At 68.6% G+C, this 24196-nt stretch carries 23 protein-coding genes and 3 pseudogenes; 16 read left to right on the forward strand and 10 right to left on the reverse strand.

Going from position 1 to position 24196, the window contains the following annotated elements; all coding sequences use genetic code 11:
* Positions 1-44: 44 nt before the first annotated feature.
* The 4 genes from KHP12_RS41335 to KHP12_RS41350 form a co-directional block, all read right to left on the reverse strand.
* Positions 45-920, reverse strand: a complete 876-nt coding sequence (locus tag KHP12_RS41335; RefSeq protein ID WP_210609068.1) for a dioxygenase family protein — start codon at positions 918-920, stop codon at positions 45-47.
* A complete protein-coding gene (locus KHP12_RS41340; protein WP_086883308.1) occupies positions 917-1150 on the reverse strand; it encodes an alpha/beta fold hydrolase in 234 nt (77 codons plus the stop codon). Before KHP12_RS41340 ends, KHP12_RS41335 begins: the two co-directional genes overlap by 4 nt.
* A 603-nt stretch (positions 1151-1753) precedes the next feature.
* Positions 1754-2743 carry an amidohydrolase family protein gene (locus KHP12_RS41345; protein WP_086883307.1) on the reverse strand — a complete coding sequence of 330 codons (990 nt, stop codon included), beginning with the start codon at positions 2741-2743 and terminating at the stop codon, positions 1754-1756.
* A gap of 6 nt (positions 2744-2749) precedes the next feature.
* Positions 2750-3313, reverse strand: a complete 564-nt coding sequence (locus tag KHP12_RS41350) for an NADPH-dependent FMN reductase (protein ID WP_211834327.1) — start codon at positions 3311-3313, stop codon at positions 2750-2752.
* A gap of 112 nt (positions 3314-3425) precedes the next feature.
* Here KHP12_RS41350 and KHP12_RS41355 point away from each other — a divergent pair, with 112 nt between their 5' ends.
* The 5 genes from KHP12_RS41355 (at position 3426) to KHP12_RS53605 (ending at position 8011) form a co-directional block, all read left to right on the forward strand.
* Positions 3426-3911: a MarR family winged helix-turn-helix transcriptional regulator gene (locus KHP12_RS41355; protein ID WP_208653110.1), complete on the forward strand. Its 486-nt coding sequence runs from the start codon at positions 3426-3428 to the stop codon at positions 3909-3911.
* Between the two features lie 249 nt (positions 3912-4160).
* The gene (locus tag KHP12_RS53045; RefSeq protein WP_086883305.1) at positions 4161-5243 is read left to right on the forward strand and encodes a helix-turn-helix domain-containing protein; all 1083 of its coding nucleotides are present in this window, start codon (positions 4161-4163) and stop codon (positions 5241-5243) included.
* A gap of 146 nt (positions 5244-5389) precedes the next feature.
* Positions 5390-6148: an AMP-binding protein gene (locus KHP12_RS41365; protein WP_211834329.1), complete on the forward strand. Its 759-nt coding sequence runs from the start codon at positions 5390-5392 to the stop codon at positions 6146-6148.
* A gap of 42 nt (positions 6149-6190) precedes the next feature.
* Positions 6191-7357, forward strand: a complete 1167-nt coding sequence (locus tag KHP12_RS41370) for an epoxide hydrolase family protein (RefSeq protein WP_086883303.1) — start codon at positions 6191-6193, stop codon at positions 7355-7357.
* A 162-nt stretch (positions 7358-7519) separates the two neighbouring features.
* The gene (locus KHP12_RS53605; protein ID WP_372455328.1) at positions 7520-8011 is read left to right on the forward strand and encodes a Zn-ribbon domain-containing OB-fold protein; all 492 of its coding nucleotides are present in this window, start codon (positions 7520-7522) and stop codon (positions 8009-8011) included.
* 95 nt (positions 8012-8106) lie between these two features.
* Here the strand turns inward: KHP12_RS53605 and KHP12_RS41380 are convergent, their stop codons facing one another.
* A complete protein-coding gene (locus KHP12_RS41380; RefSeq protein ID WP_211834335.1) occupies positions 8107-8589 on the reverse strand; it encodes a TetR/AcrR family transcriptional regulator in 483 nt (160 codons plus the stop codon).
* 98 nt (positions 8590-8687) lie between these two features.
* On the opposite strand from KHP12_RS41380, the gene KHP12_RS41385 reads away from it, so the two are divergent.
* The 3 genes from KHP12_RS41385 (at position 8688) to KHP12_RS41395 (ending at position 11349) form a co-directional block, all read left to right on the forward strand.
* On the forward strand, positions 8688-9719 hold the full coding sequence (locus KHP12_RS41385; RefSeq protein ID WP_086883300.1) for a zinc-binding dehydrogenase: 1032 nt from the start codon (positions 8688-8690) through the stop codon (positions 9717-9719).
* Positions 9716-10171 (forward strand): NADPH-dependent F420 reductase, encoded by a 456-nt coding sequence (locus KHP12_RS41390; RefSeq protein WP_086883299.1) that lies wholly within the window; start codon positions 9716-9718, stop codon positions 10169-10171. Before KHP12_RS41385 ends, KHP12_RS41390 begins: the two co-directional genes overlap by 4 nt.
* 65 nt (positions 10172-10236) lie before the next feature.
* On the forward strand, positions 10237-11349 hold the full coding sequence (locus tag KHP12_RS41395; RefSeq protein WP_086883298.1) for an alkene reductase: 1113 nt from the start codon (positions 10237-10239) through the stop codon (positions 11347-11349).
* A 321-nt stretch (positions 11350-11670) separates the two neighbouring features.
* On the opposite strand, the pseudogene KHP12_RS41400 reads toward KHP12_RS41395, so the two are convergent.
* A pseudogene (locus KHP12_RS41400) lies at positions 11671-12572 on the reverse strand (integrase core domain-containing protein); the annotation flags it as partial.
* Here KHP12_RS41400 and KHP12_RS53050 point away from each other — a divergent pair.
* Positions 12549-13133 (forward strand): hypothetical protein, encoded by a 585-nt coding sequence (locus KHP12_RS53050; RefSeq protein WP_308036232.1) that lies wholly within the window; start codon positions 12549-12551, stop codon positions 13131-13133. The pseudogene KHP12_RS41400 and the gene KHP12_RS53050 sit on opposite strands and share 24 nt — an antisense overlap.
* Before the next feature lie 107 nt (positions 13134-13240).
* Here the strand turns inward: KHP12_RS53050 and KHP12_RS41410 are convergent, their stop codons facing one another.
* Positions 13241-13573, reverse strand: a complete 333-nt coding sequence (locus tag KHP12_RS41410) for a hypothetical protein (RefSeq protein ID WP_143678145.1) — start codon at positions 13571-13573, stop codon at positions 13241-13243.
* Positions 13574-14346: 773 nt separating this feature from the next.
* Between KHP12_RS41410 and KHP12_RS41415 the strand changes: the two genes are divergently transcribed.
* The 6 genes and pseudogenes from KHP12_RS41415 to KHP12_RS53880 all read left to right on the forward strand — a co-directional run bounded on the left by KHP12_RS41415 (position 14347) and on the right by KHP12_RS53880 (position 21558).
* A complete protein-coding gene (locus KHP12_RS41415) occupies positions 14347-14712 on the forward strand; it encodes a hypothetical protein (protein WP_086883296.1) in 366 nt (121 codons plus the stop codon).
* Positions 14713-15062: 350 nt separating this feature from the next.
* A complete protein-coding gene (locus KHP12_RS41420; RefSeq protein ID WP_086883295.1) occupies positions 15063-15773 on the forward strand; it encodes a DUF5819 family protein in 711 nt (236 codons plus the stop codon).
* A complete protein-coding gene (locus tag KHP12_RS41425; RefSeq protein WP_143678143.1) occupies positions 15770-16819 on the forward strand; it encodes an HTTM domain-containing protein in 1050 nt (349 codons plus the stop codon). Before KHP12_RS41420 ends, KHP12_RS41425 begins: the two co-directional genes overlap by 4 nt.
* A complete protein-coding gene (locus KHP12_RS41430) occupies positions 16812-18038 on the forward strand; it encodes a M23 family metallopeptidase (protein ID WP_246643262.1) in 1227 nt (408 codons plus the stop codon). The genes KHP12_RS41425 and KHP12_RS41430 overlap by 8 nt, the downstream gene beginning before the upstream one ends.
* Before the next feature lie 196 nt (positions 18039-18234).
* Positions 18235-20133 carry a S53 family peptidase gene (locus KHP12_RS41435; protein ID WP_211834337.1) on the forward strand — a complete coding sequence of 633 codons (1899 nt, stop codon included), beginning with the start codon at positions 18235-18237 and terminating at the stop codon, positions 20131-20133.
* Positions 20130-21558, forward strand: a pseudogene (locus tag KHP12_RS53880) (phytoene desaturase family protein). The gene KHP12_RS41435 and the pseudogene KHP12_RS53880 overlap by 4 nt, the downstream one beginning before the upstream one ends.
* 104 nt (positions 21559-21662) lie before the next feature.
* Here KHP12_RS53880 and KHP12_RS41445 read toward each other — a convergent pair.
* Entirely contained in the window at positions 21663-21833 is a 171-nt protein-coding gene (locus KHP12_RS41445) for a hypothetical protein (RefSeq protein ID WP_167442583.1), read from the reverse strand.
* Positions 21834-22508: 675 nt separating this feature from the next.
* Entirely contained in the window at positions 22509-22673 is a 165-nt protein-coding gene (locus KHP12_RS53615) for a hypothetical protein (protein ID WP_372455265.1), read from the reverse strand.
* A gap of 127 nt (positions 22674-22800) precedes the next feature.
* On the opposite strand from KHP12_RS53615, the pseudogene KHP12_RS41455 reads away from it, so the two are divergent.
* Positions 22801-23016 (forward strand): annotated as a pseudogene (locus tag KHP12_RS41455) (winged helix-turn-helix transcriptional regulator); the annotation flags it as partial.
* Positions 23017-23189: 173 nt separating this feature from the next.
* Here KHP12_RS41455 and KHP12_RS41460 read toward each other — a convergent pair.
* Positions 23190-24149: a GlxA family transcriptional regulator gene (locus tag KHP12_RS41460; RefSeq protein WP_211834338.1), complete on the reverse strand. Its 960-nt coding sequence runs from the start codon at positions 24147-24149 to the stop codon at positions 23190-23192.
* Positions 24150-24196 lie beyond the last annotated feature (47 nt).

The raw sequence follows: 24196 nt of genomic DNA on the forward strand, positions 1-24196 counted from the left end.
CAGGTGCTTGCCGCGCTCCGCTGCGTGTGCCGACTCTGCACCGTCTACTGTGGAGTAGCAGTGGCGCCTTCGGCCGTGGGGCGTAAGACGAAGTCGTAGGTGAGGGTGCGGTAAGGCTGGTCGAATCCGCGAGCGTGATGGTCGTCATGGCGGGTAGTGGTCTTGACCGCGTCGGCGGGGATAGCGCCTTCGATGGTGCTGGCGACCAGTGGGTCGCCGTCGAAGTAGATCTGGGTGGTCAGTGGTAGGCATCCGTCGGCGGAGACGATCGCGTGGATGTGCAGCGGGCGCAGTCCTTGAAGCTGCAACGCTCGGGTCAGTGTGGCGAGTGGGCTGTCCGTGGCCAGGCCGAAGGTTTCGGTGCCGGGCATCACTGTGCGGAACTCGTAGCGGCCGTCAGCATCGGTGATGATTCTGGCGCGGAGGTTGTTGGCGGGGATGCCGGTGGAGTCGTTGGGGATATTCAGCGGCTCGAAGTCGCTGGTGTCCATGCCGGAATAGACGTTGTTGGCGTCGATCTGCCAGATCTCCAGGGCGGCTCCGGCCAGCGGGTCGCCTGTGGTGGTGCGTACGGTCCCGGACACGATGAGGGGTTCGCCGGGTTCGTCGGGGCGCATGGGCAGGACGGCGGGGCTGTGCAGGACGGGGGCTCCGGGGCGGTGGGCGGGGCCCTCCATCTCCCAGTGACTCGCGCCGTCCTTCTCCGGATGGGCGTAGGTCGCGCCCTCGGTTCCCTTGAGGACGGTCTTGTAGAACAGGATGCTCGCGGAAGGCAGTTCGCCGGCGTCGGCGACCTGCTGCAGCCATCCGATCGTGGCAAACAGCTCCTCGAGGGTGACCTGGTGTTTGAGGATGACGTCGTCGACGGCGCGGCGCAGATCGGTGAACACGACCTGCAGTCGGCTTGGGGACTCGCTCACGTGCGTTGGCTCCTTTTCGGGACGGGGACAGTGCGGTTCGGGCGGACGCGGTGACGCGTCAGGAAATCGAGTGCGGCGGCGTTCCAGTCCGGCGGCGCTTCCCAGAGCGCCGCGTGACCGACCTCGTCGAGGACGCGGAATTCCGTGCTGGGCAGATGTCGGGCGAGGTGTCTCATGAGGGCCGGCGGTGTCAGCAGGTCGGCGGTACCGACGAGCAACAGGATGGGCATGGTGAGGTCGGCCGGCCGAGCGGAAGTGCTCGGTGTGCGGGTCCCGCTCCCGAAAGTGAATTCCCGCTCTTGGTGTGCGGTGGCCCGAACCGCCTCCCAGCACCGACTCCTTCGGGGTGAAGTGCGCGGTATCCGGCCGGACAGTTGCGATAGATGCCAGGGCGGCGAGGTGAGTCAGGCGTGACACGCCGGGCTTGCATCTCGAGGTAGTCGGCGTCGGCGAGCCCGCCGACGGTCCCGCTGAGCGCCAGCGAGGTGACGCGCTCCGGGTGGAGGAGGCTGCACTCCAACGCGATCGGGCCGCTGGCGGCCGCGGCGACCAGGTGTGCCGGTCCACACCGAGGTGGTCCAGCAGGTAGTGCAGGTCTGCCAGGTCGTCGACGCGGTCCACAGCTTCCGCGCGGGGAGGGCGACGCGTGCCGCGGCGGTTGTAGGCGACGACCCGGAAGCCGGCCGAGACGACCTCGCCGACCTGGTGCCCCCAACCGTCCGCCGACCCCGAGGCGGGGTGCAGGAACGCGACTGCATCCCCACCACTACCCGAATACAGCGGCCTCCCGGCCAGGCAGAACCGGCACGCGAACCCCCTTTCGGCGCGATCGGTCAGCGCCGGATTCCGGCGACGAGCTTTTCCCAGTTACGGAAGGCGATACGTTCGCGGTCGGCCTCGCCAATCGGTGCCGTTTCCAGGAAACGCCGTGCGGATCCGGTACGCTCCCGGTTGAACGGGTAGTCCGAGGCATACATGATCCGCTCGACTCCCACCGTCTCCAGGCTCCACCGCAGGTACTTGTGGCTGGAGATGCCGCCCGGGGTGATGAAAATGTTCGAGCGGAAGTACTCCGCGATCGGATGCCGCAGGTCGGTGAGTTTGTCCATGGCCGCGACGCGGTCGAGGTAGAACAGCACCACCTCGCCCCAGTGCCCCAGGATGACCTGCAGCTTGGGGAACCGGTCGAACACGCCGCCGACGATCATCCGGAGCACGGTCAGCCCGGCGTCGTAGTGCCAACCGAACGCCCCGGTCGCCAGCATGCTGTCCACCGGCTCACCGAAACCGCGGTAGTAGGCCGCGGTGACGGCCGGGAACGGAACACTGGGATGCAGGTAGATCGGTGCGCGCAGATCCTCGGCGGCCTCGTAGACGTCCCAGAATCCGGGCGCGTCCAGAGCCCGGCCACCGGAGTTCGCGTTGACCAGCGCGCCACTGAGCCCCAGCTCGGTGACCGCACGCCGCAATTCCTCGGCCGCGGCCGACGGCGCGGAGGTGGCGAGCGCCGCGAACCCCTGGAAACGCCCCGGGTGGCGGCGCACGGCGGCAGCGATCGCGTCGTTCGTGGGCGCCTGCAAGGGGACTGCCTCCGCCGCGTCGAGGTTCTGCAGCCCCGGCGTCGTCAGCGACAGCACCGCGGTGTCGATCCCGGCGTCCTCCATCGCGGCGATGCGTCCGCCGCCCAGGTCCAGCAACGCCGGCGTGATGTCACTGGCGACAGCCCACTTCATCATCGGCTCGGCGAGCTGGGGGTCGCGCCGCTTCCACGCATCGAGCACGTCGGTGGTGACGAAGTGCTCTTCGAGCCCGTAAAGCTTCATCGAGACTCAGCTTCGGACGGACTTGAGCGCGCCGGCCCAGGACTCAAGCTGGCCGAACAGGACGGAAGCAGCGTTGTCGTGTATCGCGGAGGGCTTGAACACCGAGAAGTTCTCGAAGTCGGTGAGCAACGAGAACGACAGCTGCTGGCGCACGTGGGCCAGTTGCAACTCGCTCGAGATCGCCCGCAGGTGCTCGATCGCCCGCGTACCGCCGAGCGAGCCGTACGACACGAAGGCTGCTGCCTTGTTGTTCCACTCGGCGTAGAGGTAGTCGATGGCGTTCTTCAGCACCCCGGAGGTGGAGTGGTTGTACTCCGGGGTGACGAAGACGTATCCGTCGAACTCCTTGATCTTGGCGGACCAGGCCTTCGTGTTCTCGCCCGCGTACACGCCCCTGCTCGCCGGCACGGCCTCGTCCAGGTGCGGCAGCGGGTAGTCGAGCAGGTCGATCAGCTCGTAGTCGGCGTTCGCCCGCTCCTTGGCCTTGGCCAGTACCCAGTTCGCCACCGCTTCACCGTTACGGCCGGGGCGGGTGCTGCCGAGGATGATGGCGAGCTTCAGGTCGCTCATGGATAGCCCTTCCGATCGGGACACACTCACACTTGAATGTTCAAGTGTGAACCTAGCCTACCTCGCTTGAATGTTCAAGTCAGGCTCTCGGTGACATGGGTATGCTGCGCACATGTCTGCCCCAGGGGAGTCCAAGATGTCCGAGCCACGCTGGCTCAGCGGTGATCAGCTGGCGGCGTGGCGCGGGTTCATGAAGCTCCTCCAGAGGCTGCCGGCGGCGCTGGAGTCGCAGCTCCAGCAGGACTCGAAGCTCAGCTTCATCGAGTACCACGTGCTGGCGCACCTGTCCGAGCAGCCCGGGCGCCGCCTGCGGATAAGCGAGCTCGCGGTCCTGGCCAACACGGAACTGTCCCGCCTGTCCCACATGATCGGTCGGCTCGAGAAGCGCGGGTTCGTGTGCCGCGAGCCCGACCCGCACAACGGGCGTTACACGCAGGCGATCCTGACCGAAGCCGGTTTCGCGTACCTGGCAGACGCGGCCCCTGGACACGTCAGCCAGGTGCTGGACCTGTTCATCAACGTCCTGGCCCCGGACGAGCTACGGACGCTGCGGCGGATCTCCGACAAGGTGCTCGCCCGCATCGAGTGTTCAGGGTGAAACGACGAGCCATCTGAACCAAGACACCACCCCTGCCCGCCCACGACCCGAGGAACCCTGGAGCACCCGACCTGCGCGTCGGGCCCCGGCCATACCCGTCGACGACGAGCAACCGAACCCACCACCGCACACCCGCTCAGACCGGCTCAGATCGGCTCAGCCACCCGAAGCGAAACAGAGAGGCTAGGCTGTTCCCCCACTCCCGCCCTCGAAAACCGGCAATGCGGTGGTGAGCGAAGGGACGCAGCAGTGAACTCCCAGGGGCCGGCGTCGACGAAACAGCCGGATGAGTCCACCATCACCGCCTTCTTCGATACGCAGCTCTTCGAAGGCGCCGACCTCGACCGCCTGATCGAGCGAGCGGCGCTTTTCATGCGGGCCGCTGTGGGAAGGGTCAGGGACGACGGGGGCGGCGTCGCCCGCAAGGGGTGTGGGGCACTGACGCCGGTGGGCAGCCCCTTGACCGCGTTCTCGGTGCCGGTGGTCGGCTCCGGCGGCCGGGTCTGGGTCGATGGCCTGCCCGAGCCCACGGCGCGTCACTTCCTCAACCGGCTGTCCGCCGCCGTGTCGATCATCGAGCGTTGGGGCGCGGCCTTGACGCACACGGAGTCCGAGCCGATCAGCGTGCTCATCAACGGCACATCGAGCGAGGCCGCGCACGAATCGGCGCTCACGCGGCTCGGCATCACCCGCGACACGGAGATCCGAGTTCTGCTGTGCAGCGGCCCCGGCGCCGGCGTCGAGCACTTCGCGGAGGCGGTCGCGGACACGCAGAAGATCGTTGCCCGCACGGATCACCAGGGGAAAGCGGTGCTCCTCCTCATGGCGGACGGCGCGGACGGCGTCACCGTTCCGGGAGTCCCCGTCGACGTCCGGGCCGCGTACAGCAGGATCGTGCCGGCGGCACGCACCCGGGAAGCGTACGTCAACGCCCATGACGCGTACCTGTTCACCCGGCCCTCGCCGCACGACCGCGGCCCGTACCAGCCCATTCACGGCGTACTGATCGACGGCGCGCGGCTCACCGGGCTTGCGGCCCTCTGCCGTCTCAGCCACGACGAGATCGACGCCGTGCCGGAGGTGGGGGTCCTCGCCGGACTGTTCGAGCAGTACGGCGAGCAGATCCTGCTCGTCCTGGAGGCTTACGCGATCACGGGCTCCTTGCGCAAGGCCGCGGCGCAGGTCTACCTGCACCACAATTCCGTGGCCTACTGGGTGCAGAAGGCCGAGGCCGAGCTCGGCTACTCGCTCGCCGAGCCGAACCGGCGCGCTCAGTTCTTCGTCACCGTGTGCCTGTACCGCCTCTGGAGGCAGCAGGACGAGCGAGTCTGATCGCCCCACCGCGCCGGTTGTCCTACATCACGGAGCAGACCTCGGACAGTTGCCCGATGTCGCACGCCCCGTCGCGTGCCATCGTCCTAGGCAATGCCAAGGTCGCGTGCCGTCCAGCACCCGAACGCAGAGGAGCCCGGTCCGGCATGTACTCGCAAGACCCCGTTCGTCGTCCCCTCAACACGATCGACCTACTGGTGAACGCGCTCAACCAGGACCCGGGCCGCCCACTGCCGCACCTCCCGGACGGTCGGACAGCGACCGTCGGCGAGGTATGCGACGCGACATCCCAGTACGTGCAGGCGCTGACGAGCCTCGGCGTGGTCGAGGGGACTCGGGTGGCGCTGCTCTCCCGCAACCTGCCGGAGGTGCTGCACGCGACCCATGCCGCCCAGGTCGTAGGGGCCGTCTACATCCCCCTGCACCCGATGGGGTCGCAGCCCGACCACCTGCACACCGTGCGTGATGCCGGGGTCGAACTACTCATCTTCGAAGGCGGGCACTACGACGCGCGCGCGGCCGAGCTCGCCGGGGAAGTGCCGGGCCTGAGGCTCGTCGCGCTCGGGCGCACGGAGCTCGCGGGGGACCTCCGCGATCTGGCCGCCTCGATGCGGCCGGAGCCTCTGCGGCCACCGATGCTGGACCCCGACGGTGCCGAGAGGATCTCGTACTCCGGCGGAACGACGGGCAGCCCGAAGAGCGTGGCGACGCGGCGTGGCACCAGCGCGGCGCTGTGGAGCATCATGCTGGCCGAGGGGGACTGGCCGCGACCGCCGCGCGTCCTGCCCTGCGCGCCGCTCAGCCACGCGGGCGGCACGATGTTCCTGCCGACGCTGCTGAGAGACGGCACGTTGCCGATCCACCCGGGATTCGATCCGCCGGCCGTGCTGCGGGCGCTCACGTGAGTGCCCGCCTGGAGGAGAAGTTTCCGATGAAACCGAGGAACGATGGCACAGATTGAGCCCTTCAAGATCGATGTACCCCAACGTGAGGTGGACGCGCTTCGCGCGCGCCTGGCCGCCACGAGCTGGGCGCCCGAACTCGACAACGAGGACTGGTCCTCCGGCGTCAACGGCACCTATCTGCGCGAGCTGGTGGCCTACTGGCAGGACGGTTTCGACTGGCGTGCACAGGAAGCGCGCATCAACGAGTTCCCGCAGTTCCGCACCGAGATCGACGGCGTGCCGATCCACTTCATCCATGTACGAGGGAAAGGGCCCGACCCCGTTCCCATCGTCCTCAGTCACGGGTGGCCCTGGACGTTCTGGGACTTCAGGGATGTCATCATGGCGCTGGCCAACCCGGCCGCGCACGGCGGCGATCCTGAGGACGCCTTCGACGTCGTTGTTCCCTCACTGCCGGGCTTCGGCTTCTCCGGGCCCCTGACCCGCACCGGTGTCGGCTACGTCGAGACCGCCGCCCTATGGGTCGAGCTGATGCGGGGGCTGGGCTACGAGCGGTTCGTCGCCCACGGCGGCGACGCGGGTGCCTTTGTGACCGCACGACTCGGCCACGCACATCCCGACTCGCTCATCGGTGTCCACATGAGCTTCCCCATCCTGCCCGGAGTGCCCCACGACGCCGGTGACCCGGCCGGGCTCACTCCGGAGGAACTGGCAGTCATCGCAGGTCAGGACAGGGGTCCGGGGGCTTTCTACCATACGTTGATCCATGCCTTCGACCCGCAGACCCTGGCCTGGGCGATGCACGACAGCCCCGTGGGGCAGGCGGCGTGGATGCTCATGCGCCGCCGGGCGTGGAGCGACTGCCACGGAGACGTGGAGACCCGCTTCGACAAGGACACGCTGCTGACGCACTTCTCGCTGTACTGGTTCACGAACAGTTTCGTCGGGTCCGAGCTGTTCTGCCGGGCCTCCGAACTCCACCTGCCCATGGGGCTGGCCAATGACGTGAAGCCCGAGATCAGCGTGCCGACAGCGGTGGCCGTTCTCCCCCGGGACCTGTTGTACCGGCCCCGATCGCTCGTCGCCGCACACAGCGACCTGCGCCAGTGGACCATGTTCCCCAGCGGTGGTCACTTCGCGGCGGCCGAGGAACCGCAGCTGATCACCGCGGACATCCGCTCTTTCGTCCGCCCACTGCGCGCTGGTTGAGGAAACTCGTGGGTGACAAGTTCCTTCCGTCCGGCGCCTACGCCCGAGACGCAGACCTACTGGGACAAGGCACGGCTCGGTGAGCTGTGGCTGCCCACGTGCGTGCACACGGGACGAGCGTTCTTCCCGCATCGCGCCAGGTCGCCCTTCACCGGCGGCCCGGTGTCCTGGAAGAGAGCGAGCGACCGGGCCACGCTGGCGTCGTACGTCGTCGTCCACCGTGCCTCGCCCGGCTTCGAGGGGGAGGCGCCGTACGTCGTGGCGATCGCGGCGCTCCCGGAAGGGCCACGCCTCCTCACGAATCTGCCCGGCGCACCGCCCGAGCCGGCCGGGCTCACGATCGGCGCGCCGCTGAATCCGCCGTCCTGGCGCTCGCCGACGCGGGGCTCTCGGTCGCCGACGCGGACGGCGTCGCGGCGGTGCTGCCGCCCTCCGATGTCGCCTTCATGCTGGGCGTACGCCCGCGTTGGCTGGACGGCACCAACGTCGGCGGCTGCTCCTACATGCTCCACGTCAGGCATGCGGTGGCGGCGCTCCAGGCCGGCCAGACGAGCGTCATCGTCGTCGCCCACGGCGAGTCGGGCCGGTCACGTCTTGGCGCACCGTACGTCCCCAACCCGGCCCATCGTTTTCCGACAGGGTGGCGCAGCTTGATCCATCCGCCCGCCGTCAACTCGGGTGGTGCCAATGCCGTGACCGTGCGGTCGCCGCCGGACGGGACGACGCAGGGCCGGCGGGTGCGAAGCCGGTCAGCCGAGAGGGTGGGCGCGGCAGGTCCGCAGAATCTCGTCGGACAGTTCGGGCTGGACGCGGCTCACAGCGCGGGCGAGGGCCATCGCCCCTACGAGTCGGCTGAGCAGCAGCACTGCACGCTCCCGCGCCTCCTGTGAGGTGATCTCGCCTTCGTGCTCGCGGGCGAACTCCTCGGCGAAGCTGGTGAGGTACCCCTCCACGCCGGTCGCGTAGGCACTCTGGACCGTGTCGCTGTGCCGTCCGGCGTCGATGACCAGGGAGGCCGAGGGGCAGCCGCCGTCCGGGGCGTCCCGGTGGGCGACTGAAAGGTAGTTGTCCACCACTCGCTTCAGCGGTGGTCCGGTGAGATCGGCGCCTTCCTGAAGGGCCTGGTCCAGGAAGCTCAAAGAGGCTTTGAACGAGGCGCCGCAGGCCTCGGCGGCCAGATCGTCTTTGGACTGCCGGTTCCTGGCCTTGTCTTCCTTGGTGATCCGCGGCATGGCCACCCTCCTGCCTCGGCAGTATTTGACGTTTTCAATGTTACCCCTCATCATTCTGTTTAATGATGATCGGCATCAAAGGGGGAGTGGAGGCGCCTATGCGCACCGTGGAGTACACGCGGCAAGGGGAAGCCGCACAGGTACTGACGCTGAGGGAGGAACGCCACCGGCCGACTCCCGGCAGCGGAGAGGTTCTGGTCCGCATGCTGGTCCGGCCCATCCATCCGGGGGACCTGATCGGTGTGGAGGGTCTGCCGGGGCAGCCGGAACAGCAGTCGCAGGCCCGGACTCCCGGAGTGGAGGGGATGGGCGTCGTCGAGAGCGTCGGAGCAAGCGTCCGCGCACCGCGCCTGGGGCAGCGGGTGGCGGTTTTCCCGGCGCCGGGAACGTGGAGCGACTTCGTCGTGGTCCCAGCCGATCTGGCGGTGCCGGTGCCGGACGGGGTCAGCGACGAGACCGCAGCCCTGATGCTGGTCAACCCGCTGACGCTGCGCATGCTGTACCGCGCGGTGGAGAAGGCACTGCGCGGGCAGGCGGGTCCCGTCCTCCAGACCGCCGCCGGCTCGTCCGTCGGCAGGCTGGTCAGCGCGGCCGCGGCCCGGCACGACCTGCAGTTGATCAACCTCGTGCGCAGCACCTCTGGCGCCGAGAAGATGCGGACGCTGTACCCCTCCCAGCCCGTGATCGCGACATGCGACGACGACTGGCGGGCACAAGTCCGCCTGCATGCCGGCGAGCGGGGCGTCCAGGTGGTCCTCGACTGTGTCGGCGGTGCCATGACCCAGGACCTCGCCGAACTGCTCGCCGACGGCGGCACCCTGATCTCCTACGGGCATCTGGGTTCCGGCACGACACCGTTGGAGGCGCTGCCTCTCGTGGCGCGGGCGCTGACGGTGCGGGGAGTGTCGATACTGCGCTGGATGAGCCGCACCCCGATGGAGCGGGCCCAGGATGTCGCCTTCGCCCAGGACCTGGCGCAGAGCACGCCGGACCTGCTTGAAGTCGCGGCCAGCTACGACCTAGCCGACTTCAAGGCGGCCGTCGAGCACGCCCGCCGCCCTGGCAAGAGCGGAACCGTCCTGCTCACCACACCGCGGAAGGCCGGCTCCGGACACGGGGCCGGGCGATGAAAATCGGAATGCCCGGAGCCGGAGCGATAGCCCAGGCCATCGCCCGGCACACGATCCGTCACGGCCACGAGGTCGTGCTCAGCAACAGCCGGGGCCAGACCGTCGTCATCGACGCCACCAACCAGTTCGCCTCCCTTTCCCCGAACCCGGAGATCGCCGATCTGGGCGATCTCACCGGGAGCGCATACGGGTCCTCCCTGCTTCCCGGCGCGCGCGTGGTCAAGGCTTTCAACTCCCTCCACGCGCAGTTCATCGCACCCGATCCCCGCCACGAGGCGGGGCGGCAGGTGCTGTTCCTCGCCGGCGACGACGCCGACGCCAAGCACACCGTGAGAGACCTGACCTCCGAGTTCGGCTTCGCTCCCGTCGACCTCGGAACGCTGCGCGAGGGAGGACGCCTCATCCAGCTCGGCGGTCCCCTGTCCGCCCTCCACGTCCTCAAGCAGGACTGATCCCACCAACCCGCTCGTGCTCCTCATGCCCACGAGGAGCGACTTCCGCCACGAAGGAGATCCTCATGTCCGACCAGACCTCAGCACCCAGCACCCAGCCCCTCCTGCAGCCCGTTCAACTGGGCGCGCTCAAGCTGCCCAACCGCGTCGTCATGGCTCCCATGACGCGCGCTCGGGCCGGCAACGAGGAACTGGCCCCCACCGCCCTGCACGCCACCTACTACACGCAGCGCGCCGGCGCCGGCCTGGTCATCAGCGAAGGGACCTGGGTCAGCACGGACGCGATCGGCTTCATCAACGTCCCCGGCATCTACACCGACGCCCAGACCGCCGGCTGGACCAAGGTCACCGAAGCCGTGCACTCCGCGGGAGGCAGGATCGTCTCGCAACTCGGCCACGCCGGCGCCGCCTCCCACCCGGATCACCACGGCGGCAGACTTCCCGCAGGCCCTTCGGCGATCAATCCCCACGAGATGTCCTTCACCCCCGACGGCCCGAAGGACTCCCTCACCCCACGTGCCCTGAGCCCCGCGGAGATCGCCACCACGATCGGCGCCTACCGGCAGGCAGCCGCCAACGCCCTGCGCGCCGGATTCGACGGCCTGGAGATCCATGCGCAGGTGTCCCATCTCGTGGCCCAGTTCCTCAACCCACGGCTCAACCAGCGCACCGACGCCTACGGCGGCAGCAGTGAAAAGCGGGCCCAGTTCCTCCTCGACATCGTGGACGCCGTCAGCAGCGTGTGGGGCAGCGACCGCATCGGAATCAAACTCTCCCCCTACTGGAATCACGGGCCTGCCTTCACTGCGGATGCCGAGACGCTGGACGAGTACGACCAGCTCCTCAAGCGCCTCAGCGACAGCAGCCTGGCCTACCTCCACCTCCTCGGCCCGGAACCCGACACGGGAACCGACACCCTCACCGCATTCACCCGTTACCGCGCCCACTACCGCGGCGCCGTCATCGCCAACCTCGGCTTCACGCAAGCGAGCGGCAACGAGCTCCTCGAGCGGCAGCTGGCCGACGCGGTTTCCTTCGGCGCTCCCTTCATCGCCAATCCAGACCTCGTCGATCGATTCACCCACGGCCACCCTCTCGCCGCGGGCAGCCGCGACACGTACTTCGCGGGTGGCGCGGAGGGATACACGGACTACCCTGCGGTGACCGGCTCCTACTAGGGTCTGTCGCTTGGATCATGCGGCAGGTCGCGGGGTGTGGCACGCACATGTGCGGCGTTGTCGTCGGTTGCCGACGTCCCCCAGCCTTCGGCCGGGGGTGTCCCCAGCGCGTTGACGCCCTCCTCCGCCTTGCGGATGCACGCACCACACCCCGCTCGGTCCCGCCCACAAGGCGCCGGCGCCACCTGGTCCAAACGAAAGGCCCTGGTTTGGCCCGCTCCCGTCGTCGTCCTCGTCCAGCTCGGGCCCGTCCGGGTCGCGCAGTGGGCGCAGGGCGCCTGCGGCTGGGGTGCTGGCGGTGAGGCTGTAGCGGCCGACGCCGGGCATCGTGGCCCGCCAGAACTCGCTGAGCAGGCCGCCAAGTACCCGGTGGCGCCTGACCGTGGCAGCGGGTAGGGGGATGACGTTCGGGTCGTCGTCAGGTGCTCGTAGGCCGAGGCTGTGGTGGGCCCTCCCCGCGTTGTCATGCTTGGCGTACGTGGTGAGGACGGTGCGCGGGTGTCGTTCGCCGGTGATGAGGAGTCGGTCGGTGCACGCGGTACGGGCTGTGCGTATCCATCGTTCGGCGAACGCGTTGGACCGTGGGCATTGCGGCGGAGTTGGGATGGCGGCTGTGCCGTTGCCGGCGAAGACGGCGTCGAATGCGGCGGTGAACTTGCTGTCCCGGTCACGGATGAGGAACCGGAAGCACCCAGCCCTGTCTCCGAGGTCCATGAGCAGGTTGCGGGCGAGTTGGGTGACCCATGCGCCGGTCGGGCGGGCGGTGACGCCCAGGACGTGAACGCGCCGGGTGGCGATCTCCATGGCGAAGAAGACGTAGAGACGTTTGAGGAAGACGGTCTCCGCGTGCATGAAGTCGCAGGCGAGCAGCGTGTGGGCCTGGGAGCGCAGGAAGGAGCGCCAGGTCTGTGGGGAGGCGCGCTGCGGTGCGGGCGGTAGACCGGAGCGGCGCAGGACGCGCCGGATCGTGGCGGCGGCGACCCGATGGCCAAGCCGTCGCAGCTGACCTTGGATCCTGACGTACCCCAGGCCGGGTTCTCTCTCGCCAAACGCTGAATGAGCGCGACCGTCTCTTCCGGCAATGATGGCCGGCCAGGTCCGGCCGCCGTCTGGCGCCACTTCCAGCGCACCAGACGCCGGCGCCAGGTCAGCAGCGTGCCCGGGGTGACCAGCCGATGGCGATGTAAGGCGGAGGGAAGGTGCCGCGAAAGCCCGGAGAGCACGGCACGATCAGCCCACGAAAACCGCGGCCGCTCGACCTGCCGGCGACCCACAGCGACCTCACGACGAAGGGCAAGGATCTCGGCGTCGTTCGCGGCGGTCGATCGGCCCAGGACCTCATCGGCGCGGGCCGCCGACTCGTAGGGCATCTTCCAGAACGTCTTCTCCCGCAGGAGACGTCCAGCCGCCACAGGACGGTCATCTGGTTCTTGGAGAGGGCCTTGGTGCGGTCCGGCGGCGCCGGCCGCCGCTCGATGTCGATCGTCGGATCGCATGCGATCCAGCCCTGGCGCTGCCACCAGCCAATTGTCTTGCGCGCGATGGGCAGCTCCCGGGTGGTGGTGTTGGTGTCCGTCTCGTCCGCGTGGGCAGCCGCGGGTTCGGTCAGCGGTTCCGGCAGCGCCGGATCGTCGGTGACCGTGATGGGGGCGGGAGGCGACTTCGTGCTGCGGTGGTCCGGTCCGGTCGGTGCTCGCTCGCCGGCGAACATCCATCCCCACGTCGTCAGCGAGATCCGGTGGATCCGGGCGGAGGACTTCGCGATGCCCGTGCCGGTCCGGTGAGCGATGTCCTGTAGGGAAGCCCACGGAACGCCGCGATCCGGCCGTGGCGGAGGCCGGGCACCGGACCGCAGCGGGTGGCCGCGAAAGGCGTGTTCCGGCGCGCTCGGTCATGCTCGCGCTTCGAAGACGAGGTTGGCGCCGCGGGTGTCGTCTGCTGACACGAAGAAGCCGTCGGGCAGTGGTCGGGTGGCGAACCCGTTGCCCTCGATGACCGACTTGGCCCTGCCGAGGTCGTTGACCGCGACGGTCTGAGCCGCGACGTACGGCAAGGTCGGGGCCTTCTCGCCGGGAAGAACCTCGTCCAGAGCTGACAACGGCACGATCTCCAGGCCGCCGATCCGCAGAGCGAACACATGGCGCGGCCCAATCTGGCGCGCGGGGATGCCGAGCACTTTCCGGTATCGCTCGACGTAGCGGTCGGTTTCCTCGTCGGCGACCACGAGCGTGACCCGGGACAGGCCCACCGCCCCGTTGGGGTGGTCCAGGAATCTCGGCTGGTGAATGAGGTCCAGCCCCTGGACCTCTGCGATGCGAACGCCTCCCTCGGGAGCCGCATTCTGTTGTGAGTTCTTAGCCCAGCAGTCGGCAGAAGATCAGGTAGAGCAGTCGCAAACCCCATGATCAGTGATCAGGCCCTACGCGGGCGATCGCAAAGCCCCAGGTCAACCACTGTACGACAATAAACATTGCTTCAGGGTCTCCACGGGCCGCGGCGATCAAGACACGTTCCCTGTCCCGCTGCGGCCGCACGCCAAGTGAGACCAACTCGGCCGAATCAACGAGAAGTTGGGGGCGAGCGTGTGGTGTACGGGGTCGAAAACCCATCACATGGCAAAGATTGCACAGGGAAAGTAATGTCCGGCCGCTCGGGCGAGTGGCGGCAGGCAGTGCGCCTAGCTGGCATTCCTGGGAAATTTTCGTCGGAAAGCGGCGTGCGGTCGGTAAAGAAACTCTTTTGATTTGAGCTTCATCTGGGCATGGAGTGGCGAGTTCCAGTTCGCGGCTGCGGATTTCGTTGAGTGACGCACGAGGCTGTGGATAGCATGAGCGCGCTCCCGGTTGATCGAGGCTTTCGCGAGGCCGACATCGGCCGTGGAGTCGAGTGCGCACTCGTCTGTGAATCCGACGTACGAAATCCGTGAACTGCCATCGGGGGATGCTGGTTTACGCTGCCTGCCTCCGGCGGCATTTCGTAAGCGAAGGGGAATCCATCATGAACGGCAAACGTGCCGTCGCCGGTGCCGCGATCGCGGCCCTCGCCGCAGGCGGCACGGCGGGTATCACCGCCTCCAGCGCCTCGGCCGCCTCGCTGCCGCACCACAGGGCCGCGGCCCAGCACTCGGTCGCCACCGCCCAGGTCATAGGCCAGGGCGTGCAGCCTCAGTTCTGGCACGCGATTGCCAACAGTGTGGCCGCGGCGACGGTCGTCAAGACCGCCGAGTACACCGTGAAGGTCACGACCAAGCTGAAGTCCTCCTCGTCGAGCGATTCCTCGTCGTCCTCCAGTGGCGGCCCCGCCCTCAGCGGTAAGGCGCTGCACGGCGTGATCCCCGGCGACACCGCCTACGACGCCAAGTGACCCATCGGCGCGTGCGATTCCATGACGTCGCGTGTCACGTGGCGTCGAGAGATCCCATGGCGTCGGCCGACCACCGACGCCGCGTGACCTGTGGCGCCGGATGACGTCTGGCGCAGGGGGAAACGCCACAGTGCCGCCTGACCAGCGGACGGACGTGGCGTACGGCATTGACTGACCATCGGTGCCGAGCGACGTGAGCCACCACCTGACCAGTGGTGCGAAGTGACCTGCGTTGTCGTGCGACACCGATGACGATCGACCCCCAGGCGCCGGGGCGGGGCGCTCCGCCCCGGCACGCAGTCTCACGCGAATCCACCCTTTGACTTCGATCGACCTGGATGTGGACAGCGATGAGAGTTCTCGCGCGCTCGCGCGAACCAGAGGACGCGCCCCCGGTCGGGGGCGGGGCGCTCCCTCTGAACGTACGGATCAGCGCGCTGATCGCGCTCGCGGCTGTGGCCGTCTACTGCCTGTGCTGCCTGGTGTACAACGCCCCCGCCTCCCCGGCCAAGGACCGCATCAAGAGACCTGCCACGGCCTTCATGGAGCCGTACTTCTGGCAGGACTGGCAGCTCTTCGGCCCTACTCCCGGCACCAACAACGACCTCATATATCTGCGCGCCCGGATGAAGCTGTCCGACTCGGGGCGGGTCGTCGAATCGAGCCCCGTCGAAATCGAGCAGGCCATCGACAGGTCGCCGCACGATTTCCCGGTGAACCCGACGAAGCTGCCCGGCGTACTTCTTGCCTTCGATGCGGCGGCAAATCGGTACGCGGGTGTCGCGAACAAATTCAAGAAACTTCCGGCGGCCAGGCGTGACGCCGCCCGTAGACTCCTCGACAAGCAATTCTCGGCGGACTTCGAGGAGATGCGGAGATTCTTCTCTGTTCAGGCGAAGACGCTGTATCCCGATGCACAGATCATCGCCGTGCAGGCGACCTTCAAGAACCGCGCCATCATTCCGTTCTCGGAGCGTTACGAAGTGCCCAGGCCGAAAGAGCGTGCGCAGGGAATTCTGGCGACGTCATGGATGGACTACGTTCCGGGAGTTGCGCAATGAGCGGCACTACCGCATTGCTCGGCAAGGGCCTGCGGGCCTCCACGGAGCGCCTTGACGCCGCGGTGCTCCGCTTCGCCACCCGCAAGCACCGGTTGATCGGGACGGCGCTGCTGCGCGTCGTCATCGGGTTCGCCACCATCCTGTACTGCCTGTCCGACTACTCGAAGCGGCGTTTCCTGTGGGGGCCCGACTCCTACAACTCGATCTCCACAGCGAAATCCGCGCTGCCGCGCTGGGGCTTCTCCCTCTTCCTGTGGGGGCATTCCACGGTCTGGTTCGAGATCGTCTTTCACGCGGTGATCGTGGTGTCCGCGGCATTCATGATCTTCGGCGGGCGTCTGCTCACCCTGGCGCAGGCCGTGATGATGTGGTCGCTGCACAACAGGAACCAGGACGTGCTTGAAGGCGGCGACAACCTTGCCCAGATCCTGATCCTCTTCATGGTCTTCACCGTCACCAACGCCTACTTCGCGCCCGGCGCGAAGGACCGCAGGGACCGGATGCGGGAGCTGGAGCGGCCGACGACCGCCACCGTGCTGCACAATCTGGCCGCCTTCCTGATCGTCTTCCAGACGGCCGTGCTGTACTTCGCCGCCGGCTACTGGAAGATCACCGGCAAGGTGTGGCAGGACGGCGTGGCGATGTACTACATCAGCCGCATCACGGGCTTTCAGATGTCGGCGACGTACACGCATCTGATGAGCAACGCCATGCTCTCCACCGCCATCAGCTATTTCACGGTCTTCGTCGAACTCGCGCTTCCCTTCGCGATCCTGTCTGCCCGCCCCTGGATCCGAAAGGCCAACACCCTGGCCCTTGAGGGCATGCACGTGGGCATCATGGCGGGCATGGGTCTCGTGTGCTTCGGGCTGCTGATGATCGGCGCGGACTGCGCCTGTCTGCGCGACGACGACTACCGGTCGATCGCGCGCCGTCTCAGGTCGTTCAAGACCCGCATCATGAAGCGGACAGGGCCGCTGCTGCCGAGGCACGCCGTGATACCCGGGGCGATGACGGCAGGGCGAGACGGTGCGGCCGATGCGTGAGGAACGTGAGGAGGCGACACAGCCGATGGACCCTGGCCGAACGGTGCGGCCGGTGGCCGGCATCCTGCACCGGTTCCTCAACGCCGAACGCGAACACCGGGAGTCCCTCGCGCCGCGCGTGGTCGCCGCCGTGGGGCGCGAGCGGCTCGACCAGATCATGGACGGTACCCTTGCCCGCGTCGGCGAGATCACCGGCGTACGGGACGGCCCCGACGGGCTGGTCATCGAAGGCACCAAGGGACGCGCCCTCGCCTTCGCCACCACCAGCGACGGTCAGGTGCTCGACGGGCTCCTGATCGCGCCGGGCGCCTATCGCGCCCCGCGGCTGCGCGTCCCCCACACGGTGCGCGTCGGCCTCGTATGGACCGTGTGGGTGCTGCTCCTCGCCGCGCGCATCGACGCGTGCTGGCAGGCCCCCTCCCGCATCGCCTGGTGCGGCCGCCTGCTCATCGTCGCGGCCGGGTACCTGGTCCTGGAGGGCTGGCGCACTCCGGCCCGGCTGCCGTGGTGGATACGCCGGGCGGTGGAGGCCGGTGCGCTCGTGGCCCTCGCCTCCGCGTACCGGCTGCCGGGGCTGCCCAGGTCCGGCGGCGGAGCGGCCGAACCGGTCATCGGCGTCGTCCTGATCGCCGTCATCGGATGGCTCCTGGTCCGGGCGCGGCGCCATCGCTGGGGAATCGCTGTGTCGCGGCCCCTCACCTTCCCTCTGAGGGGTGGGAGTTGGTACGTCGCGCAAGGCGGCGGGCGCGGCCTGAACCATCACACCCCCTTCCGCGAGCAGCGCGGCGCGCTGGACGTGATCCGGGTCGGCCCGGGCGGTGCGCGAGTTCGCGGCGCGGAGGTGCGCCGAGGCAATGAGCGTCATCTCGTGTACGGGCAGACCCTCCACGCACCCTGCGACGGCACGGTGATCTCCGCCGTCGGGCACATCGACGACCAGGAACCCGGCGCCATCCGATACCAACCCCCCTACGGCAACCACGTGTTCATCGACACGGGCGCCGAGATCGTCAAGCTCGCGCACCTGCGCCGCGGCACCGTGACGGTGGCGTGGGGGGAGGCCGTGTACGCCGGGCAGGTGCTCGGCGAGGTGGGCAACTCGGGCAACAGCACCGAGCCCCATCTGCACATCCATGCCGAACGCGACGGCCTCGGGCTCGACTTGGAGTTCACGGGGATCACCGGGCCGCTGTGCCGGGGCCGGACCATCCGCACGTAGCTCCGAACGTGCCCTGCCCTACCTCGGCTTTGCTCCGTCCTGTCTTCGGCCTGTTCCGCGTTCACCTTGCCCTGCGCGCCGATCGGCACCCCACCCTCGAAGGGCCACCACCGCCTTGTCATTCCTTACCCGAATACGTCCCGCACGCACCCTGCGCCCCTACGTCGCCGCAGCTGCCTGTTCCGGGCTCCTCGGCATGGCGCCACTCACCACCGTCCATTCGGCTCATGTGCGCCATCCCCTTGCCGGGTCCCGGCCCGCGTACGCAACCCGGGCCGCCGACGCGGGCTCCCTCCCCGCCGACCGGCACGTCAGTGCCCGCCTCTACCTCAACTCCCGAAATCCTCAAGGGCTTGCGAACCTGCTGCGCGACATCAGCGATCCACGCAGCCCGCACTACCGGCACTACCTCACCCCGGCCGCCTACCAGCGGCGCTTCTCCCCGACGGCCAGCCAACTCGTGCACCTCAACACCTGGTTGAAGCACTCCAGGTTCACCATCACCGAACGCACCCCCCACTACATGAAGATCACCGGCACCGCCCGTGCCGTCCAACAGGCCTTCGGCACCAGCCTGCACCGCTACCGGACCGGCCACGGCACGAGCGACGCCCCCTCCAGCGACCTCAGTGTGCCTGCCCCGCTCGCCGCCACCGTGCTCGGTGTGTCCGGCCTCTCCACCCCCGGCGCGGCCCGCCCCCTGTCGACCCCCACGCCCGGTCTCGCTACCTCCCGCGACGGCGCGACCTGCTCCGGCCATTTCGGGCAGCGGCCTGCCACCGGCTTCCCCAAGGCCTACGGCAAGACCTCCACGTACGCGCCCTGCCCTTACACGCCCACCCAGCTCCGCCACGCCTATGGTGCCGGGACCACCCACGGTGCGACCGGACACGGCTCCACCGTCGCCATCGTGGACGCCTATGGATCGCCGGACATGCCCGCCGACGCCGACCGCTACGCGCGGGCCACAGACGACCACGCCTTCGGACCACACCAGTACCGCCAACACGTGACCCCCGCCGACTGGCACGTCAGCGACGCGTGCGCGGCGCCGGCCACTTGGGCCGGCGAACAGGCGCTCGACATCGACCTCGCCCACGGCCTTGCCCCCGAGGCGAACATCCTCTACGTCGGTGCCGACTCGTGCCTCGACGACGATCTGATGGACGCCGAGTCGTACGTCATCGACGGCCGCCGGGCCGATGTCATTTCCAACTCGTGGGCGAAGATCGTCCATTCGGACCCCGGACACCTCACGCCCGCCCTCATCGACGCGTGGAACCTGCTGTTCGAGCAGGCCGCCGCTGAAGGGATCGGCGTCTACTTCGCTGCCGGTGACTGCGGCGACTCCTCACCCGCGGCGGCGGAAACCGGAGTCAACTGCGACCTCAAGACCACCCAGGTCCAAGCCGACTTCCCCAGCGGTTCCCCGTGGGTCGCCTCGGTGGGGGGCACCACCCTCGCCCTCGACCGCCACGGCGACTATGCCTGGGAGAGCAGCATGGGCGACGAACTGTCCATCCTCACCGACCACGACTCGGCCTGGGGGCCCGTCCCCGGCGTCTTCACCTTCGGCGGCGGAGGCGGCGCGAGCGACTTCCCACAGCCCTGGTACCAGCGGGGCCGCGTCACCGGGAGCACCGGACAGCGCAGAACACCCGACGTGGCACTCGAAGGCGACGGGGCGCTGCCCGTCCTCATCGGACTCACCGACGCCGGGACCTTCCACCTCGCCGGGTTCGGCGGCACATCGGCCGCTGCCCCCGCTTTCGCGGCGATCCAGGCCGACGCGCAGCAGGCCTCAGGACACCGGCTCGGCTTCGCCAACCCGCTCCTGTACGCCCTCGACCGCGGCCGCCTCTTCCACGACATCACCGATCAGCCCGCGAACGCCGGGGCCGGTCCGCTCACCGTCGTACGCGACGAGGGCCCCGACACCGACACCTCCACCGGCGAGCAGCGTTACCTGCTCTACACCCTCGGCCACGACTTCGGACTCCACGCCCGCCCCGGCTACGACGACGCCACCGGTCTCGGCTCTCCGACCCGCGGCTACCTGGGCTGGTTCCAGCGCACCGGGGGCACCCTGAAGTGACGACAGACGCCTACGTCGTAGGAGCGGGCCCCAACGGTCTGGCCGCCGCCGTCACCCTCGGCCAGGCCGGTCTCGGCATCACCGTCCTGGAAGCCGCCGATACCATCGGCGGCGGCACACGCAGCGGCGAACTGACCGTGCCCGGGCTGCTCCACGACCACTGCGCCGCCGTGCATCCCATGGCCGTCGCCTCCCCCTATCTGCGCACCTTAGGACTCGAACGCCACGGACTTCACTGGGCGTACGCCGAGACCGACCTCGCCCACCCCCTCGACGGCGGCCACGCCGCGGTGCTCCACCGCGACCTGGCCGTCACCGCACGGGGGCTGGGCGGGGACGGACCCGCCTGGCGGCGCCTGTTCGCACCGCTGGCCACGCACTACGACGCACTGGTCGACGACCGGATGCGGCCCGTGACACGGCTGCCTCGCCATCCGGTCCTGGCCGCCGGATTCGGTCTGCGGGCGGCGTCCTCCGCCCGGTCGACAGCCCGCCGCTGGCATGGCGAAGCGGCACGCGCCCTGTTCGCCGGGACCGCCGCTCACGCGCTGCGTCCCCTCACCAGCGCGGGCAGTTCCGCGATCGAGCTCATGCTCACGGCGGCTGCGCACCGGTACGGCTGGCCCGTGGCCCGTGGGGGCTCCCGTGCCGTCACCGACGCCCTCGCCGCCCGGCTGACGGAACTCGGCGGCATCATCGAAACGGGCTGCCCCGTCCGCTCCCTGCGCGACCTGCCGCCTGCCCGCGCCGTCCTCCTCGATCTGGCCCCGCGCGCGGCGGCGGCCGTGTGCGGCCCGCGGCTGCCCGACCGAGTCCGACGCGCGTACACCCGCTACCGGCACGGCCCCGCCGCATACAAGATCGACTTGGCCGTCGAAGGCGGTGTGCCCTGGCGGGCCGACGCGTGCCGCACGGCGGGCACCGTCCACGTCGGCGGCAGCGCGGACCAGGTCGCCGACGCCGAACAGGCCGTGGCCCGCGGCCATTTGCCCCGTCGACCCTTTGTCCTCGTCTCCCAGCAGTACCTCGCCGACCCCGCGCGCTCGGTGGGCGACATCCACCCGGTCTGGGCTTACGCGCACGTTCCCCACGGCTATCGCGGCGACGCGACCGCCGCCGTCCTCGACCGCATCGAGGGGTACGCCCCCGGCCTGCGCGACCGCGTGCTGGCCCTGACCGTCCGTGCCCCAGCCCACCTGGAGGCGTACAACCCCAACTACGTCGGCGGCGACATCCTCACCGGCGCCAACTCGCTGCTTCAGATGGCTTTAACGCCCACGCCTCGCCCCCGACCCGTACGCCACCGGAATCCCGGGCGTCTATCTGTGCTCGGCGGCGACACCACCGGGCGCGGGCGTGCACGGCATGTGCGGCCACAACGCCGCCATCTCGACCCTCCGCCACCTCGGCCTGCGGACCACATGAATGGCCCCCTCCGCCTTGGGCAATCCGCCGCGCCGGCCTTCACACTCCGGCAGCCGCAGCAGCTCACCACCGTCCGAGTCCCACACCCGCTGCACGAACCGGGATCACCCCAACATCGACCTCGCGATCGAGTTGGGCGCCCCCGCCAGCTCAGTGACCAGCGCGGCATGCTCCTCGCACCGGCGCTCCTGCTCGGCGAGCGTGCTCGCCTGCCGGCGGCTCCACTCCGCCCGCATCACCTCCATCGAGGTCGACGGCCGCCGGCTGGAGCACACCGCGAGCACGCTGTACGGCTGCGGCTACACGCGGCTGGCGGGACGTGCCGGTGCCGCCGGGATCCGGGTACGGGCTGCACGCCCTGGCGGCCGACGACGTCTGGGCCGCAGGCGCCACCGACTTGTGTGCGGCCGTGTCGCACTGGGACCGGCAGGCGTGGCAGCAGACGATCGTGGACGGGTTCCCGCGGTCGGCCGTGGGCAGTGTGCTGGCGGTCTCGCCGACGGAGGTGTGGGTGGCCGGCACGGCCGGGTTCGTCAGTGGCCCTGCGCTTGCCGAATACCTCGTCCGTGCAGGTCACGCGGCATGTCTGTATGCATGGAGGATGCCACCAAGGCGGTCGTGGCGTCGTATGTCGAGGTGGCTTAGCTTGTCCGGATCGTCGATTGGTGTCGGCAGTGGTGTAGCGGTCGGGCGTTCGCGATGCCCTGATCCCCGCGTCATTGCGGACATCATCGAACAGTCCGGGGAACTTCCCATCCCTGTCCCTGATCATGAACCGGGCCCGGCAGCCTACGTCCTCGAGATCCATGACCAGGTTCTTCGCCGTCTGTGTCACCCAGGATGTGGTCGGGTGTGCGGTGGCGCCCAGGAGCCGGATGCGGCGGCTGCTGTGCTCGATCACCACGAGTACGTACATCCGCGCGCCGGACAGGGTGACCGTCTCAAAGAAGTCACAGGCCAGGAGGGCGTCGGCTGGGGAGCGCAGGACGTTCCAGGACCGTGATCCGATGACGGAGAGCCAGGATCTCCGCATCCTTGTCCCGGTCGCTCATCGGCAGCAGACGCAGCACCGCGAACGCATTCGTCACACCGAGGTAGGCCAGTCGCAGCAGCACGATCGATGATCATCACGCGTGGACCACCGGCTACGCGAGAGCGTCTGCACGAGTGACCGTGGCCGACGACCGTGGAGCTCGGTGTATCCCCTCTGACCAGGGCGGATGACATTCTCGGCAAGCGCACAGCCAGAAGATGCTGATCCAGACACTACGGTCGCTGGAGCACGATGGTCTGCTCACCCGTACCGTGACGCCAACCGTCCCTGTCACCGTCTCCTACGAGCTGACTGATCTCGGCATCTCGCTCCACCACATGACGCGCGGGCTCAGAAACTGGGCACCGACACACATGGCCGAGGTCCTCGCAAACCGCGAGAACCACGATGCTCGCACCTCCTGACGACTCACATCCAACGTCAGCCCATCGGCTGCCAAGGCGTCGAACCGGTGATAGCCGGCTTGTGTGCGGAGGTACCCTCGTCGTTTGCGGCAGGCATGGCGCACCCTTGCTATGTCGACCCTGATATCCAGGCTGGCGACCCCACCGTCATGCCGGACTGTGGCGGTCCTGTCTCAGTGGCGGGTGAAGGTCTGGCGATAGGCGGTTGGGCTGGTGCCGGTGGCTTTGTGGAAGCGGGCGCGGAGGTTGGCGGCGGTGCCAAGGCCGACGCGCCGGGCGACCTCGTCGATGCTGTGGTCGCCGGATTCGAGATGCTGTTTGGCGAGGTCGATGCGAGCGGTCAGCAGCCATTGTGCTGGAGATACGCCGACTTCTTCCACGAATCGTCGGGCGAAGGTACGCTCCGACAAGGCCGCATGTTTCGCCAGTCGGCGGACCGGCAGCGGTTCGCCGAGGTGAGCTAACGCCCACTCCCGGGTTCGGGCGAGTGACTGCCCGGACGTGTGAGGTATGGACCGTTTGATGTACTGCCTCTGACCACCGGTACGGTGTGGCGCCGCGACCGCGAGTCGAGCCGCGGCGTTGGCGGCGGCCGCGCCGTGGTCACGGCGGATGATGTGCAGGCACAGGTCGATCCCCGCGGAGGCGCCGGCGGAGGTGAGAATCCGGCCGTGGTCGACGTAGAGAACATCCGGATCGATGAGTATCGCGGGATGGTGTCGGGCAAGGCGGTCCACCGCCCGCCAGTGTGTAGTGGCGGTCAGCTCGTCGAGCAGGCCGGCCTCGGCAAGAGCGAAGACACCACTGCAAATGGACACGATGCGCGCCCCGTCGACATGGGCCTTGCGCAACGCCTCCAGCGCTGCGGCCGTGACGGGCTTGTCTATGTCATAGCCTGGGACGATGAGGGTGTCGGCCTGTGCCAGAGTGTCGAGCCCATGGCTGACGCCCAGTGAGAAGCCATCGGAACTGGACACGGGTCCCGGCTCGGGTGCGCAGAGGACGATGCGGTAGTCATCGGGCATGGCGCCGAACACCAGCAGTGGGACTCCCAGATCGAAGGCCACCACACCCTCCAGAACCAGGAGAGCAATGGTGTGGGGCGCGCCGATGGTAAGCGAAGAGGACTGCATGGCAGAAAAATAGCGCATCCTGTCAGAACTGCCACTCGATCACGGCT

Source organism: Streptomyces asiaticus (assembly GCF_018138715.1).
Classification (GTDB): domain Bacteria; phylum Actinomycetota; class Actinomycetes; order Streptomycetales; family Streptomycetaceae; genus Streptomyces; species Streptomyces asiaticus.